This window comes from Rhodococcus sp. IEGM 1409, from assembly GCF_030056735.1.
GTDB lineage: Bacteria > Actinomycetota > Actinomycetes > Mycobacteriales > Mycobacteriaceae > Rhodococcus_F.
Genome location: NZ_JASHKN010000010.1, coordinates 113015 through 126801 on the forward strand (window position 1 = coordinate 113015; position 13787 = coordinate 126801).

Consider the following 13787-nt stretch of genomic DNA (forward strand, 5'->3'; position numbering starts at 1 on the left):
TCCCTCAGCCGTCGGAATCGTCGCTGTCTTCGGGATCGGACCAGGTGGGCGCAAACCTGTTGCGACGCTCCACTTCACCGTGAACGACGGTCACGAAGTCGGTGAACGAGAGCGTCTGGCTCTCGGTGGGGCGGCCGTTGCGCGGCGGCGGTTCGTCGACGTCGAAGAATCGAACCGCACCATCGGGTTCGTAGAGTCCGATGTAGACCTTCTCGAAGAGGTCGTAGCGGGTGTCTTCGGCGCCGAGATCCACCCAGGCCTTTCCCGGAACGCCGACCACCGCGCGCTTGCCCCGACCCGAGCGCTTCGAGAGCGTCGTGACGTGGTGTGCAAAAGAGGATTTGCCGGTGTCGCTGGTCTTGGTCGGGTCCCCGTCGTCGCAGGTGGCGTACGGCTCGAACATGACGGCAACCAACACGCTGTACGGCTGCCGCTGATGCAGAACCATTGCCTCGCCGCGCAATTCGTGGTCGTTGCGGACGATGTTCTTGGTCCAGCGTCCCAGCTTGCCGCTGCGGGGACTGTAGTCCTGGAAGTTGTACGTCTTGATGGAGACGCAGAGAATCAGGCCGAGGGTGGGGTCGAGTGCCTTGACGTCCAAGCGCTTTCGGCCCTTGGCGACATCGACTGTTGCCTCCTGGCCTTCGCCGGATGCCGTCGGGGTGATGTTGGGATACAGCGGACGCAGAGCGTCGGCGACCGTCTGTGCCAGTTGATTGGACAGTCGCTGCGCGTAGTTCTTCTTCTCGCCCCGATCGGCATCGGCCGGGGGCTTGTCGCCCGCGAGTTGCAGTGCACTCCAAAGTGGTTCGTGTTCCGGCTCAGAGAGCAGAGGCTCGGAAAACAGCGGCTCCGGGAACAGTGTCTCCGGTTCGGGAAACAACGAGTCCGTCATGCCGCGGCCTCGGGATAGCCGCCCATCCGCTCGAGATGACTTTCGACGTCCTCGATGAAACCGGGGATGAAACGAAGATTGCCCATGCGGGCACGCTTGAGGAAGCCGGCCGTCGCCCGCGCCGACAGCAACCGTGTGTCTTCGAGGAAGCCGCTCAGATCTTCGTAGTCGTACTGCACCGGCCATGTCGACGTGTGTACGCGGAAAGCCTGACGGTTACGGCCCCACGCCGCGCTCGGCCACGCGTCGCCGGGCTCGAGCGGCGTCTCGCTGGCGGCGTCGTATTCGATGGGATCGCTCAACCGGCCGCCGACCCACGACGCCATCCGCACGCTCACGGCATTGCCGACGAGCTTCCATCGGTGGCTGTGGCGAAGGCCGGGCACCTCGACGGACGGCAGCGTCCAGTCGGGATCGAAACCCTGCAAGCGTTCGGCGTCGACGAGGCCGGGGGTGACTATCTCGCCGGACGGCAACCGGACTGCCGGTTGGCTGGGGATGCCGACGGACGAGCCGCCCTTGAGCGTCGGCACGGCGTTGACGGCCCATCCGAGTCCGCGGGTGCCTTCGGTCCAGTAGAAGCCGCACGGGTAGTCCGCGGGATCGCCGCCCAGGCGCTCGCCGGCGTCCTGGCCGAAGAGGATTTCGCGGGGATCATCCGTGCGCGAGGCAAGCATGATGACGCGCTGGCGACGCTGGGGGAGTCCGAAGGCGCGGGCGTCGACCACCCGGTACGCCCACGTGTATCCGAGGTCTTCGAGTGCGTCGGTGATGTGCCGCATGGCAGCGCCCTTGCCGAGTTGCAGCATGAACGGAACGTTCTCGATCAACAGCCAGCGCGGGCCCTTCTTGCGCTTGACCAGACGGAACACCTCGTCCACCAGGCCCGAACGTGCGCCGGTGATGCCTGCGGTCTTGCCGGCCTGCGAGAGGTCCTGGCAGGGGAAACCGGCGGCCACCAATTCGATGTCACTGGGTAGCGCACGCAGTTTGGTGACGTCACCGTGCAACGGCACGTCAGCGAAACGCGAACGGAGAACTGCCTGGGCGCCCGGATCGATTTCACACAGCAGTTCGGTGTTCCACCCATGCTCCGAGAGCCCCAACTCGAGCCCACCGATACCGGCAAACAAACCCACCATGCTCCGCGACGACGTCACAGCACCCTTCCTCACGAACCGACCTAGAAGCACGGTACTCGAGAACTCCGACACCGTTTGCCAACTATTCGGTCCGCGGCGTGCTCCTTACGGAAGAACCGTTGTGAAACGCCTTACATCGAGATCTTCGGGGCCGATCGAAGTCCCTAGAAGGTCCCTGATCCGAGCAATAACCCGAACCAGCGGTGCTCCGCGCCCGTTCGTCCATTACCGTGGTCGGGTGAGCATCCAACCTTCCGGTGACGAGTCCTGGCCCACGGTATTGACCTGGCAGGCCCACAACGCTCCTCGTATGGAGTCTGTTCGTGTGCAGCTGAACGGAAATCGCATCAAGGCTTCCGGCCGGATCATCGGTGGAGCCTGCAGCGAACACCCGGCATTCAGCGCGTCATACGACCTGGTCACCGACGAGGCCGGCATCACCCGCAGGCTCTCCGTGCGGACCGCCTTGGCCGCCGGTGAGCGTCAGATGTCGATCAGCCGGGACGAAGAAGGCACCTGGATGGTCGAGAACGGAGCCAGCCATCAGCGCTCGGCGTTCGACGGTGCTCTGGACGTAGACGTGATCCTCAGCCCGTTCTTCAACACGCTGCCCATCCGCCGCGTCGGCTTGCACAACGACATCGAAGACGCCGAGGTTCCGGTCGTCTACGTCAATCTTCTCGACCTGCGCGTCGAGGGGGCGACCATCACCTACAGCAGCGGCACCGACGGAATCAGTGTGCTGTCCCCGGTGTCCAGCTCGACGCTGTCCGTCGACACCGAAGGCTTTGTCCTCGACTACCCGGGTCTGGCAACTCGTATCTAGGTTTCGTATCTTCAGGTTTCGGATCGCCGGATGACGCCGCCGCGGCGACCGGCATCCCGCATCCGGTCGATCCAGTCGGGTTCTCCGACTTGAACGTCTTCGATGTCCCAACGATCGTGCGACTCGTAAGCGCCGCGCGCCGCGAACCCTGCGTCCACCAATCGTGCCGTCGAGCCGTTGTCGAGCAGATCGGTACGTGCGGCCTGCAGAAGGCCGAGCGCTTCGTCCAGCGCGACCAGCAGGGCGTCGCGGTTGCCCTCACACATTGCCCGCACCAGGCCGGGCGCGCTTCCGGCCACGCGAGTGCCGTCGCGAAATGATCCGGCAGCCAGCCCGAGTGCCAGTTCGCCGCCGCCCGCTCCCGTGATCGCAAGTGTTTCCGCGAGCAGGTGAGGCAAGTGCGAGATACGCGCGACTGCTCGATCGTGCTCGAGAGATTCGGCAGGCACGACCACCGATCCGCAGTCGAGTGCGAGGTCGGCGACCTGCGTCCACACGTCTGCATCGACGCCCTCGTCGGTGGCCACTACCCATACCGCGTCGACGAACAGATCTGCATCCCCGACCGCCCAACCTGACGCCGACGTCCCTGCCATCGGATGGCCGCCCACGAACTTGGCGCTCAGACCGGCTCGTTCGACCGCAGCTTTCACTTCACCCTTGACGCTGACGACGTCGGTGATCGGATTGTTCGGCGCATGCGCGGCGATTGCCGCCAAGGTGGCGTCGACGGCAGGCATGGGCACGGCGATCACGATGACGGCACCGCTCTCGTTCGCCCTGCGCAGTGTGGAAACCAGGTCGGTGTCGGCGTCGAAACCGTCGGCTCGGGCTGCCTCGGCGGACTCGATGGAACGGTTGTAGCCCCATGCTCTACGGCCTGATCGGACGGCGGCACGAAGTAGCGAACCGCCGATCAATCCGAGGCCGAGAACGCAGACTGGTGGGGCGGAATCGATCGCAGACACGAGTTCAGGTTGGCACATCGATGCTCGGACTTCACTCACTGGCACCAGGCGGGCTACCGTTGCGCCATGGGTGCACAGCGCGCGGGTAACAAGAGCGCCTCTTCGAACCAGTCGGAGGAGCTTGAAGGCTTCGGTGTCGCGGTGGTCCGTGAAGAGGGGCGTTGGACGGTCAAGGCACTGACGCCCGACGCGTTGACCTCGCTCTCGTCCGCCGAAACGCAGCTGCGTGAGCTGCGAAGTTCGGGTGCCGTCTTCGGGCTTCTCGACATCGACGACGAGTTCTTCATCGTGTTGCGTCCCGCGCCCTCTGGCACACAGCTGCTGATTTCCGACGCGACCGCCGCCATCGACTACGACATCGCAGCCGACGTCCTCGACGCCTTGCACATCGAGATCCCCGACATCGACCCGGACGACCTCGACGATGTCGAACCCTGGGAAGAGGGCGATCTGTCCGTCCTCGCCGATCTGGGCCTGCCGGAACCCGTACTCGCTGTCATCGCGGCCGAGACAGATCTCTATCCGGACGAGCAGTTGGGGATGATCGCGCAGCGGCTCGGGTTCGCGTCCGAGTTCGGCGCAGCGCTCGACAAGCTCCCGCGCTAGATGACTCTCGCTGACGATCAGCGCATGATTCGTGCGGCCATCGTGGCTGCGCGCTCCGCCTCCGACGCAGACGTCCCGGTCGGGGCCGTGGTGTTCGACGCCGACGGCGTCGAGGTTGCTCGCGCCGCCAATGCCAGGGAAGCGTCGTCCGATCCGACTGCGCACGCCGAGATCGTCGCGTTGCGTGCTGCCGCGAAAATCTACGGCGACGGTTGGCGACTGGAAGGTGCGACGCTGGCCGTCACGCTCGAGCCCTGCACGATGTGCGCGGGCGCTCTGGTCCTCGCCCGGGTTTCCCGAGTCGTTTTCGGTGCGTGGGAGCCGAAAACCGGTGCCGTCGGATCATTATGGGACGTAGTTCGAGATAAAAGATTGACCTACCGGCCGCAGGTTCGCGGCGGGGTCCTCGAGGACGAATGCGCTGGGCTTTTGGAAGATTTCTTCCGCGAGCAGCGAGCCTGAAATCGATATTCCCCATCGAGAGTGATCGCACACTCGGGTAGCCGGAACCGGTAAACGAGGGCATGGTGGAGGCAGATGTCGTCAGGGCATCGGCGGATCGTCGGAAGGCGATTCGTTCGCGTTCACAGAGGAGTACTCATGGGAATCGCAGACAAGGCTCAGAACAAGGCCGAAGACCTCGGGGGCAAGGCCAAGGAAGCTGCTGGCAGCGCTACCGGTGACCGGGACCTCGAAAACGAAGGCAAGGGCGACCAGGTGAAATCGGCCGTCAAGGATGCAGGCGAGAAGGTCAAGGACGCCGCGTCCAGCATCAAGGACAAGCTCACGTAATACCGCTCCACCTGGCGATTTCGGCCACGGGCACTCCATCCGGTAAAGTCACCAACGGTGGCGTGTCCGAGCGGCCTAAGGAGCACGCCTCGAAAGCGTGTGACGGGTAACCCCCGTCCGAGGGTTCAAATCCCTCCGCCACCGCCAAAGCTCCCCACCTGTTCACGCAGGTGGGGAGCTTTTTTGTGCGTAGACCCCGATGCGGGCGCTGCCGACTGTCGGGGACGGACACGCTCCGGCTGGACTATCGGGCGACCGGCCAGGTCGAAGCCCGTGTCCATGCGTGTCGAAGCCAAAGTGAGGTCGACACGCAGACCTGATCAGCCGCCGGGCGGATCCGTCGCTCTGAACGTATTTCGTAATCAAGGAACAAACATTCGGATTGGGCAGAAATCCGCCATTCGGACGAAGATGGCTCCCGACCTCGGGGGAGATCGGGAGCCACTCTCATGCTTTCAGGGGAGGGCACGCCCCAGTCGCGTGTAAACGCCGTTCGTCGATACGGCCCACTCCTTTCGAAGCTCGGGACCGTTGTCTTGCTCTTGGGCCTGTTGTGTCGGTCGGCCGGCACCTGCGGTGACCGCACCCAGGTTGACGAAGTTCAGGAGCGGCGTGCGATCCACTCTGTAGCGGCGGTATCGATGTCCCGCTGCAGCTTCTCGAAGAACGACGGTGACGGAGTAGGTATCAAATCTGCTGCGGCAGTCAGTGATTGACTGAGGGCGATTCGGCGCTCACGCAACTCGTCGTCGCTCAGGAGGCTCAGGTCCGGCATCGCGAGCCCCCTCGTCCAGTGTGATTCGTGTTTCGGGCAGACCGTGCGCATCGGGATCGATGCATGATTCGATGCGCACGGCCAGTGCACTCCAGGCTTGGGGCCGGAATGCAAAAGCCACTTTACCAAATGATTACTAATGGTTGTGGATGACGCCCTCGTCTTCAGTGCTGAGGAGCGCTTTCACAGGGTTCTCCCAGGTGCTAAGTCCTGACAACCGTTGAAGCTGCAACTATCGTCGAACCCATGAAAAAGATCTGGTGGATCGGCGGAGCAGTAGTTGTGGTCGTGCTCGCCCTGCTCGTGGGGCCGTGGGCGTACGGGAAGTTCATCGCTGAGGACGATGCACCGGCGGCTGTGGTGTCCACTCAGGGCGCAGAGACGGCGTCCGGATCGATCGACGGACAGTGGACCGTCGTCGCCGGACGGGGAGACAACCAGACGGCAGCCGGATACACCGTGCACGAGATTCTCAACGGATCGAGTGTGACCGTCGTCGGTACCACCGGCGAGGTGAGCGGAAACGCGGTCGTCGAGGGTGAAAAGCTCACGGCCGGCGAAGTGACCGTGGAGGTGGCGGCGATCAAGACCGACTCGGATCGGCGCGATGGCCAGTTCACGGGCAATGTGATGGATACCAGTACCTACCCGACGGCGACGTTCACGATCGACTCGCCGGTGGATCTGTCAGCCGTCCCGACGGATGGCACAACTGCGACGGTCACGGTCTCTGGAACCTTGACACTCAAAGGTCAGTCCAAGCCGGTATCGGTCGATATGACGGTGCTGCATTCGGGCGATTCGCTGATTGCTTCGGGCTCGATTCCGGTCACCTGGACCGATTTCGGTGTCGAACCCCCGTCGCTCGGCTTTGTCACCGTCGACGGCAGTGGCTCGGTGGACTTCCTGGTCTCGCTCGCCGCGAACTGAAGTAGTCCACCCGATTCGTACTGCTTCGGGGCGGGCAGGGAAGATTAAGGACATGACCTTCCTTTCTTGTTGTCCGTTCCGAAGACAGCGGGCGAATTCAGCCTGGACGGAATGAACAGGTGATGCCCCGGTGGAGACCGTTCCGAACGGGTGAAGACCCCGATCCACGGTTTACTCTCGCCAATGAGCGGACATATTTGGCCTGGATCCGCACAGCGACGGCCTTTGTCGCGTCGGGCGTCGGACTCGAGGCTTTCGGCGGCGACATCCTCAACCCGACGGTTCGCGCCGGCTTGGCCGCGTTGCTGCTCGTCGGCGGCGCTCTGATCGCCATCACTTCTTTTCTCCACTGGATCAGTGCCGAGCGAGCGCTCCGTGCCGAGCGCTCGTTGCCGGTGCCGCTGATGGCGCCGGTGGTCGGCACCGTGCTGGTGATCTGCGCGACCGTCCTGGTGGTCGAGGTTGTGAGCTGATTGACCGCGCTGGAACCTTCGGAAGGGCTCACGCCGCCAGATAGGGGCCTACAGTCCGAGCGCACATCACTCTCGCTCGTACGTACGAGTCTGTCGATCCTCGGCTTGTCTGCCGCCTGCCTGAGGTGGTTGCCGCCGTTCGGTTCGGTGGCACTGATCGGGCCGTCCCTAGCGGCGATGCTTGTCGTCGCGGTGACGGTGTACGAACGTCGGTCGCGGCCCAGGCGGTTGGCCCAGTTCTCAGCTGAAAAGGCAACGCCTGCTTTGGGGATGGGAGCAGCGCTCGCGCTGAGTCTTCTGTTGCTCAGTGCGACGGGGCTGTGGATTCTGTTGACGTGACTGCAGCTTTCGGCGCCCAGCCCGGCGGGCCGAACACGTAGCCTGCTCGATGCCGCCATGAGGTCGACGCCTTCCAATCGCGAGCGATGGCAGCGTATTCGCGCGTTTGGAGCTTCCAGATGTTGTACGTTCCCACCGGCGTCGTGAGTCCGTAGGTGGGCCTGTGGGTTTCGGCCGCAAATGTGCCGAACATCCGGTCCCAGATGATGAGGATCCCGGCGTAGTTTCGATCGAGGTACTCGGCGTCGGAACCGTGATGGACACGGTGATGTGAAGGTGTGTTGAAGATGAATTCGATTGGTCGCCAAAGTTTTCCGACACGCTCGGTGTGGACGAAGAACTGGTAGACGAGGCTGACGGAGAAGCCTGCGAACACCATCCACGGCGGAATCCCGAGGAACGGTAGTGGCAGCCACATGATGATCTCGCCGCTGTTGTTCCACTTCTGCCGCAGTGCGGTGCTGAAATTGAAGTATTCGCTCGAATGGTGAGCCTGGTGCGTAGCCCAGATGACTCGAACCCGGTGCGCGATGCGGTGATACGCGTAATAGAGGACGTCGATTCCGAGCAGTAGGATCACCCAGGTGTACCAGGCTGTCGGCGACAGATGCCACGGCGCGAGGTACACCCAGATTGCCGAATAGCCGATCAGGGCCAGCACTTTCCAGAATGTGCTCGTGGCGATCGACACCAGTCCGAGGAGGATGCTGGTCCGAGCGTCGATGCGGCGGTATCCACCCTGCGCGGGCCGTGCGCGTCCGTCGTCGGCGTCCGGATGATCTTCGAGTGCGCGGGCGGCGAACCACTCGATGCCGAGGAAGATGACAAACGCGGGGATTGCGAGCGCGACCGGGTCATGGAGTGGTTCGAGCAGTGACCGCCATGACTGGAGGAGGGTTTCCCACACGCGATTTGTCCTATTCTCTCGCTCTGATCGTTACATCATGCATCAATATGTAACGTCGCGGAACCTTTTGCGGCAAGAATCTTGCGGGGTTGTTGCGACTTTTCATAGAACAATGGTAGGAATTGCCGGTGCATATCACCGCGAAGGTGGACTACGCCGTGCGGACTTTGGTCGAGCTTGCGGCAGTCGGTCCGGACCCGGCCAAGGCCGAGTTTCTCGCCAAATCCCAGGTCATACCCCATAAGTTCCTGGAAGCGGTGCTCTCTGACTTGCGGCGTGGTGGCCTTGTCAACAGCCGCCGGGGCCCGGACGGCGGGTACTGGCTCGCTCGGTCCGCGGACGAGATCACGATTGCCGACGTCATCCGCGCTGTCGAAGGACCGCTTGCGTCGATTCGGGGCCAGCGACCGGAAGACGTCGACTACGGGGGACCGGCGACACCGCTCAAAGAGGTGTGGATTGCAGTGCGCGTCAACCTTCGCGCCGTGCTCGAAAATGTCACGCTCACCGATGTCGCAGGCGGTGAATTGCCCGAGTTCATTCACGAACTGACGGCAGATCCCGAAGCGTGGAATCGGCGCTGATTCAGCGCGATTTTCAGACTGTCCGTCTGGGACGCGGAACAGTCATAGGCGCAGTGTTCGCCGCGTTGCCGCCCGCGGATTTTGCGTCGTACATCAGATGATCGGCCGCAATGATCGCTCGGGAGAATTCGTTGTAGTCGAACTCCTCCTGGTGCGGGACGAAAGGTAGCGTCGCTGCTCCGACGCTGACTGTGGACAGCGGACTGTCGGAAGCGCTCACTACCGCTTTGGGCAGTGTCGCGATTCGTTTGCGCAATCCGTACGGGGTACCGATCATCACGACGGTGAACTCCTCGCCGCCGGTGCGGGCGGCGTAACCGAAACCGTTCACATGCTCCTGAAGGCGCGTTCCGGTCCGGATGATGACGGCGTCACCGACTTCATGGCCGTAGGTGTCGTTCACCGCTTTGAACTTGTCGATGTCGACGACGGCGACAGCGATGTCGGCACGATTTGCCGACGCGACCGACCAGATGCGCTCCGACATGTCCCACAGCCCCCGTCGGTTCAGTAGGCCGGTAAGCGCATCTACCTTGGATCCTGTTGCGCGCGCCAGTAATTGCCGCCAAGTGAACTGAATCGTGGCTGGAATGAAAATCACGGCACACAGTACGACGTCCGTGCGTGCAAGCACGCTGGTTGCCGAGTAGTCGCCGTTCGTCAGGCCGAGCACGGTCAGGGCGATGACAAACGTCGTGGCAAAGGCGAGGTGGAAGGCCAGCCAGCGGTAGTCGAGAAAATAGGTGAAGTAGGCACCGGTGGCGACGAAGAGGACCGCGCCGAACAGCGCGGCGTTGTGGCTGGTGAAGGTGATGAGAATCGAGGCGGTTCCGAGATCGGCCCAGAGTCCGTAGAGCTTGAGCGTGCGCGCCCCTCTGATTCGGCCGACAAACCAGAGAAAAGTCGGAATCAAGTTGATCGTCGCGACACTGATGGCCCAGGCGCGCGCAAATGGGCCGTCGGGGCCCTCTGCGCTGCATAGAAACAGGTAAGCCACGAGCGAGAAATTGAGCGAACAGAATCCGATGGTGAGATGGACGAGGCGCAAGACCGAACCTCGTCCGGCCTTCGATCCCCACAGCATGACCGAGGATGAAACCGGCCAAGTCTGCAGGAGCGGGTCCATCAGATTCCTTCGCCGAACTAATTGTGGTTAATGTATAGCAAAGTATGTCAGCCAATGTTGATTTACGCGTCAACTATGGGCGAGGTGCCACGTGGGGGTGCTGCTGGGAACACTTCTTGCGTCGTTGTTCAGGCATTTGCCGTGCACGAGTGTGATCCACACCTCGATGTTCCGGGCGGTGTGTTCGATTGCACAATCTTGCAGAGCTCTGCAAAGTTGCAGAGGTCTGCAAGTTCGGTACCGTGTTGGAGTGATTATCGAACCAGGCCTGCGCGACCGCAAGAAGGCAGCAACCCGTGCTGCACTCAGCGGTGCGGCGGCGAGGCTGGCTCGCGCGCTGGGGATCGAATGCGTCACCGCTGACGCAATCGCATCCGAGGCCGGAGTGTCGACGAGGACATTCCACAACTACTTCTCCAGCAAGGAAGAGGCAGTGCTCGCCAGTTTCGAGGAATCGGTGACTTTGTGGATCGAGGCGCTTGCAGCCCGGCCCGCCGACGAGCCTATCCTCGACGTGCTCGAAAACCTTGTGGTCGACATCGTGAACGACTCAGGTCCGAGCGGGAGTGAGAAGGCGAGTATCTGGCTGCTGTCGGATTCGAGTCCCGCGCTCTATCGGGATGCCGCAGACATGCATCAGCGGATCAACCGTGCAGTCGTTCAGGCCTTGGCGGAACGTACCGGTACGGACGCCGAACGGGACCTCTACCCGACTCTCCTCCTTGGAGCGGTGGGTGGAGCCGCTAAATCGGTAATCGACGTCTGGACTGGCGGAAAGTCGGAGGCCTCCAGTCCGGAAGAACTGGTCCACGACGCTTTTCGGCAGATTCGTGCGGGATTGCCCGCACCGCCACCACGTCTCTGAGGCACCGCTTTTCTGAGGCACCGCTTCTCCGAGAATCAGCGCTTCTGAGATCCACTCGTAAAACCTGTCCACGTACACGCACCGAAACAGCAAGGAGCCCGTCGTGGCCACCTATCTTTATCGGATCGGCAAATTCGCCTATCGGCGAAAGGGCGCGGTCCTCAGTGTTTGGCTGATAATCCTGGTCCTGATGGGTGTCGGGGCAGCAACGCTGTCCGGCCCTACCAAAGATTCCTTCTCCATCCCGGGAACGCCGGCGCAGCAGGCCCAGGACTTGATGGCTGAGCGGTTCCCCGGTGCTCCCAATCCGATGGATTCGCTGAGCGCCCGATACGTCGTCGAGGCTCCGGCAGGTACAACACTGGCTGACCCGGCGAACGTCAAGGCCATGGACGACATGCTCGCGAGTATCCGCGGCATCGACAAGGTCGCCGACTCTGCCAAGGTGGACCCGGCAACTGCCACTCCGGAACAGGCCGCGAAGGCGCTGGTCAATCCGGTTACCGGCAACGACTCCATGGTTGCGATGTTCAAGGAAAAGGCAGCTGCCGCTGGAACTTCCGAGACGCAGGCCGTGGACGACGCGCGTGCGTTGTCGCCGCTCAGTGCCGACGGCACGGTTGGGTACGTCGAAGTTCCGTTCAGCGGTGACTTCGCCGATCTCGACCAGGCGTTGCGCGATTCGATCAACTCCGCCGCCGATGTCGGGCGAGCTGAGGGGCTCAATGTCCAGGTAAGTGGTTCGGCTGCGCAGGAAGCAGAGATGCCCGGTGGTGTCACCGAGCTGATCGGCATCGCCGTTGCCGCCGTCGTTCTGGCCATCACGTTCGGTTCGCTTGTGGCCGCAGGGCTTCCGCTCCTCACCGCGATCATCGGTATCGCTATCGGCAGCCTCGGAATCACTGTCGCCACCGGATTCATGGATCTCAGTTCCATGACTCCGACCCTGGCGATCATGATCGGCCTGGCGGTGGCGATCGACTACTCGCTGTTCATCATGTCCAGGTTCAGGCATGAGCTCACGCTCACCGACAACCGTGCCGAAGCAGCGGGCCGCGCTGTCGGAACTGCTGGTTCCGCAGTCGTATTCGCCGGTTTGACGGTCATCATCGCGCTGGTCGCGTTGCGTGTCGTCGGCATCCCGTTCCTTTCGGACATGGGTGCGGCAGCAGCCTTCACCGTGCTGATCGCGGTCCTGATCGCTTTGACCTTGCTGCCTGCGATCCTGGGTATGTTCGGGCGCAAGGCTTTTGCCGGCAAGATTCCCTTCCTCAGCAAGCGTGCGGAGGAGTCTGAAGACGAGGATTCGGGCAAACCGAAGTTGGCGCTGCGCTTCATCAACGCCGTCGTCCGTCGTCCGCTCGTTCCGCTGATCGGTGGTGTAGTCCTTCTGGGCGCCTTGGCCCTACCCGCAACGGGGTTGAGCCTGGCATTGCCGTCCGAGGCCACCGGTGACCCGGCTACGAGTGCGCGTCAGGCGTACGACCTCATCGACGAGGGCTTTGGCGACGGCCGCAACGGGCCGCTGATCGCCGTTGTCGACGCCAAGGGCGCCAGTGTTTCTGCCGAAGAGGCGTTCGCGGAGGTCGTCTCGACCATCTCGAGCTTCAGTGATGTCCAGAACGCACAGGTCGTCGGGGTCAACGACGCCGGCAACACCGCACAGGTACTGATCACTCCGAAGAGTGGTCCGACAGACCCGGCAACGATGGACCTGGTGTCCAGCCTCCGCGGAGCCGAATCAGGACTCAACGATTCGATCGGCGTCAGCTACGGCATCACCGGTCAGACCGCACTCGAAGGCGACGTCTCGGACACGCTGAAGGATGCACTGGTGCCCTACCTTGCCGTAGTGGTCGGCCTTGCATTCATCTTGCTGCTCTTGGTGTTCCGTTCGATCCTGGTTCCACTGACGGCGACGCTGGGCTTCCTGCTCAGTGTGCTCGCGACCTTCGGTGCGACGGTGGCGATCTTCCAGCACGGTTGGTTGGGCATCATCTCGAACCCGCAACCGCTCGTGAGTTTCATGCCGATCTTCCTGATCGGCGTGGTGTTCGGACTGGCGATGGACTACCAGGTGTTCCTCGTGACGCGTATGCGTGAGGAGTACGTCCACGGTGCGACCGCGAAGGAGGCCGTGACCATCGGCTTCAACCACGGTGCCCGGGTTGTCAGTGCGGCCGCGGTCATCATGATCTCCGTGTTCGGTGCCTTCATGGCAGAACCCAACTCGTTCATCAAGTCGATCGGATTCGCGCTCGCCGCGGCGGTGTTCTTCGACGCCTTCATCGTGCGAATGGTGATCATCCCGTCCGTCATGGCACTGCTCGGCGACAAGGCGTGGTGGTTGCCGAAGTGGCTGGACAAGATTCTGCCGAACGTCGACATCGAGGGCGAGAAGCTCAGCAAGGCCCTCCGTGACGAGAAGGAAGCGGAACTGCAGTCCACATCCGCTTGACCGCTTGACTGCTGTGCGCCTTTGTTAACCCCCCGCGGTTAATAAAGGCGCACAGCTGTTTTCCCGGTATCGAAATATCCGGCGGCACATGTCGGCCAGGA

General features: G+C 62.5%; 16 protein-coding genes and 1 tRNA gene. 11 read left to right on the top strand and 6 right to left on the bottom strand.

The genetic code is table 11. From position 1 onward, the window contains the following. Positions 1-4: 4 nt before the first annotated feature. The gene (locus QM716_RS23490) at positions 5-895 is read right to left on the bottom strand and encodes a hypothetical protein (protein WP_283306542.1); all 891 of its coding nucleotides are present in this window, start codon (positions 893-895) and stop codon (positions 5-7) included. Next, complete coding sequence (locus QM716_RS23495; protein WP_283306697.1) at positions 892-2037, bottom strand: DNA cytosine methyltransferase; 1146 nt, start codon at positions 2035-2037, stop codon at positions 892-894. The genes QM716_RS23490 and QM716_RS23495 overlap by 4 nt, the downstream gene beginning before the upstream one ends. 238 nt (positions 2038-2275) lie before the next feature. Between QM716_RS23495 and QM716_RS23500 the strand changes: the two genes are divergently transcribed. Beyond that, entirely contained in the window at positions 2276-2863 is a 588-nt protein-coding gene (locus QM716_RS23500) for a putative glycolipid-binding domain-containing protein (RefSeq protein ID WP_283306543.1), read from the top strand. A gap of 11 nt (positions 2864-2874) precedes the next feature. Here the strand turns inward: QM716_RS23500 and QM716_RS23505 are convergent, their stop codons facing one another. Further along, positions 2875-3849, bottom strand: a complete 975-nt coding sequence (locus tag QM716_RS23505; RefSeq protein ID WP_283306699.1) for a prephenate dehydrogenase — start codon at positions 3847-3849, stop codon at positions 2875-2877. A 48-nt stretch (positions 3850-3897) separates the two neighbouring features. Here QM716_RS23505 and QM716_RS23510 point away from each other — a divergent pair, with 48 nt between their 5' ends. From QM716_RS23510 to QM716_RS23525, 4 genes are all read left to right on the top strand, one after another. Further along, positions 3898-4437, top strand: coding sequence for a tRNA adenosine deaminase-associated protein (locus QM716_RS23510; protein ID WP_283306544.1), 540 nt, complete (start codon positions 3898-3900; stop codon positions 4435-4437). Further along, positions 4438-4899: a nucleoside deaminase gene (locus QM716_RS23515; protein ID WP_283306545.1), complete on the top strand. Its 462-nt coding sequence runs from the start codon at positions 4438-4440 to the stop codon at positions 4897-4899. It begins immediately after the preceding gene. Between the two features lie 138 nt (positions 4900-5037). Continuing rightward, positions 5038-5229 carry a CsbD family protein gene (locus tag QM716_RS23520; protein ID WP_003943869.1) on the top strand — a complete coding sequence of 64 codons (192 nt, stop codon included), beginning with the start codon at positions 5038-5040 and terminating at the stop codon, positions 5227-5229. Positions 5230-5285: 56 nt separating this feature from the next. After that, positions 5286-5376: transfer RNA gene (locus tag QM716_RS23525), tRNA-Ser, on the top strand. Positions 5377-5830: 454 nt separating this feature from the next. Here the strand turns inward: QM716_RS23525 and QM716_RS23530 are convergent. Next, complete coding sequence (locus QM716_RS23530) at positions 5831-6004, bottom strand: hypothetical protein (protein ID WP_283306546.1); 174 nt, start codon at positions 6002-6004, stop codon at positions 5831-5833. Between the two features lie 246 nt (positions 6005-6250). Between QM716_RS23530 and QM716_RS23535 the strand changes: the two genes are divergently transcribed. The 3 genes from QM716_RS23535 to QM716_RS23545 all read left to right on the top strand — a co-directional run bounded on the left by QM716_RS23535 (position 6251) and on the right by QM716_RS23545 (position 7746). Beyond that, complete coding sequence (locus QM716_RS23535; RefSeq protein ID WP_283306548.1) at positions 6251-6934, top strand: YceI family protein; 684 nt, start codon at positions 6251-6253, stop codon at positions 6932-6934. Between the two features lie 122 nt (positions 6935-7056). Next, a complete protein-coding gene (locus QM716_RS23540) occupies positions 7057-7407 on the top strand; it encodes a YidH family protein (RefSeq protein ID WP_283306549.1) in 351 nt (116 codons plus the stop codon). Further along, the gene (locus QM716_RS23545; protein WP_283306551.1) at positions 7408-7746 is read left to right on the top strand and encodes a DUF202 domain-containing protein; all 339 of its coding nucleotides are present in this window, start codon (positions 7408-7410) and stop codon (positions 7744-7746) included. It abuts the gene before it with no gap. Here the strand turns inward: QM716_RS23545 and QM716_RS23550 are convergent. Next, positions 7712-8653, bottom strand: a complete 942-nt coding sequence (locus QM716_RS23550; RefSeq protein WP_283306552.1) for a sterol desaturase family protein — start codon at positions 8651-8653, stop codon at positions 7712-7714. The two genes, QM716_RS23545 and QM716_RS23550, sit on opposite strands and share 35 nt — an antisense overlap. Before the next feature lie 128 nt (positions 8654-8781). On the opposite strand from QM716_RS23550, the gene QM716_RS23555 reads away from it, so the two are divergent. Continuing rightward, the gene (locus QM716_RS23555) at positions 8782-9237 is read left to right on the top strand and encodes an RrF2 family transcriptional regulator (protein ID WP_003943908.1); all 456 of its coding nucleotides are present in this window, start codon (positions 8782-8784) and stop codon (positions 9235-9237) included. A gap of 13 nt (positions 9238-9250) precedes the next feature. On the opposite strand, the gene QM716_RS23560 is transcribed toward QM716_RS23555, so the two are convergent. After that, positions 9251-10363 (bottom strand): GGDEF domain-containing protein, encoded by a 1113-nt coding sequence (locus QM716_RS23560; protein ID WP_283306553.1) that lies wholly within the window; start codon positions 10361-10363, stop codon positions 9251-9253. A gap of 250 nt (positions 10364-10613) precedes the next feature. On the opposite strand from QM716_RS23560, the gene QM716_RS23565 reads away from it, so the two are divergent. Then, positions 10614-11228 carry a TetR/AcrR family transcriptional regulator gene (locus tag QM716_RS23565; protein WP_283306554.1) on the top strand — a complete coding sequence of 205 codons (615 nt, stop codon included), beginning with the start codon at positions 10614-10616 and terminating at the stop codon, positions 11226-11228. A gap of 103 nt (positions 11229-11331) precedes the next feature. Further along, positions 11332-13686, top strand: a complete 2355-nt coding sequence (locus QM716_RS23570; RefSeq protein ID WP_283306555.1) for an MMPL family transporter — start codon at positions 11332-11334, stop codon at positions 13684-13686. Positions 13687-13787: the final 101 nt, after the last annotated feature.

Bases quoted from the DNA above. Each gene is read 5' to 3' on its own strand.
- QM716_RS23490 (WP_283306542.1), bottom strand. From the start codon at position 895: ATGACGGACTCGTTGTTTCCCGAACCGGAGACACTGTTCCCGGAGCCG.
- QM716_RS23495 (WP_283306697.1), bottom strand. From the start codon at position 2,037: ATGGTGGGTTTGTTTGCCGGTATCGGTGGGCTCGAGTTGGGGCTCTCG.
- QM716_RS23505 (WP_283306699.1), bottom strand. From the start codon at position 3,849: ATGTGCCAACCTGAACTCGTGTCTGCGATCGATTCCGCCCCACCAGTC.
- QM716_RS23510 (WP_283306544.1), top strand. From the start codon at position 3,898: ATGGGTGCACAGCGCGCGGGTAACAAGAGCGCCTCTTCGAACCAGTCG.
- QM716_RS23515 (WP_283306545.1), top strand. From the start codon at position 4,438: ATGACTCTCGCTGACGATCAGCGCATGATTCGTGCGGCCATCGTGGCT.
- QM716_RS23520 (WP_003943869.1), top strand. From the start codon at position 5,038: ATGGGAATCGCAGACAAGGCTCAGAACAAGGCCGAAGACCTCGGGGGC.
- QM716_RS23530 (WP_283306546.1), bottom strand. From the start codon at position 6,004: ATGCCGGACCTGAGCCTCCTGAGCGACGACGAGTTGCGTGAGCGCCGA.
- QM716_RS23535 (WP_283306548.1), top strand. From the start codon at position 6,251: ATGAAAAAGATCTGGTGGATCGGCGGAGCAGTAGTTGTGGTCGTGCTC.
- QM716_RS23540 (WP_283306549.1), top strand. From the start codon at position 7,057: ATGCCCCGGTGGAGACCGTTCCGAACGGGTGAAGACCCCGATCCACGG.
- QM716_RS23560 (WP_283306553.1), bottom strand. From the start codon at position 10,363: ATGGACCCGCTCCTGCAGACTTGGCCGGTTTCATCCTCGGTCATGCTG.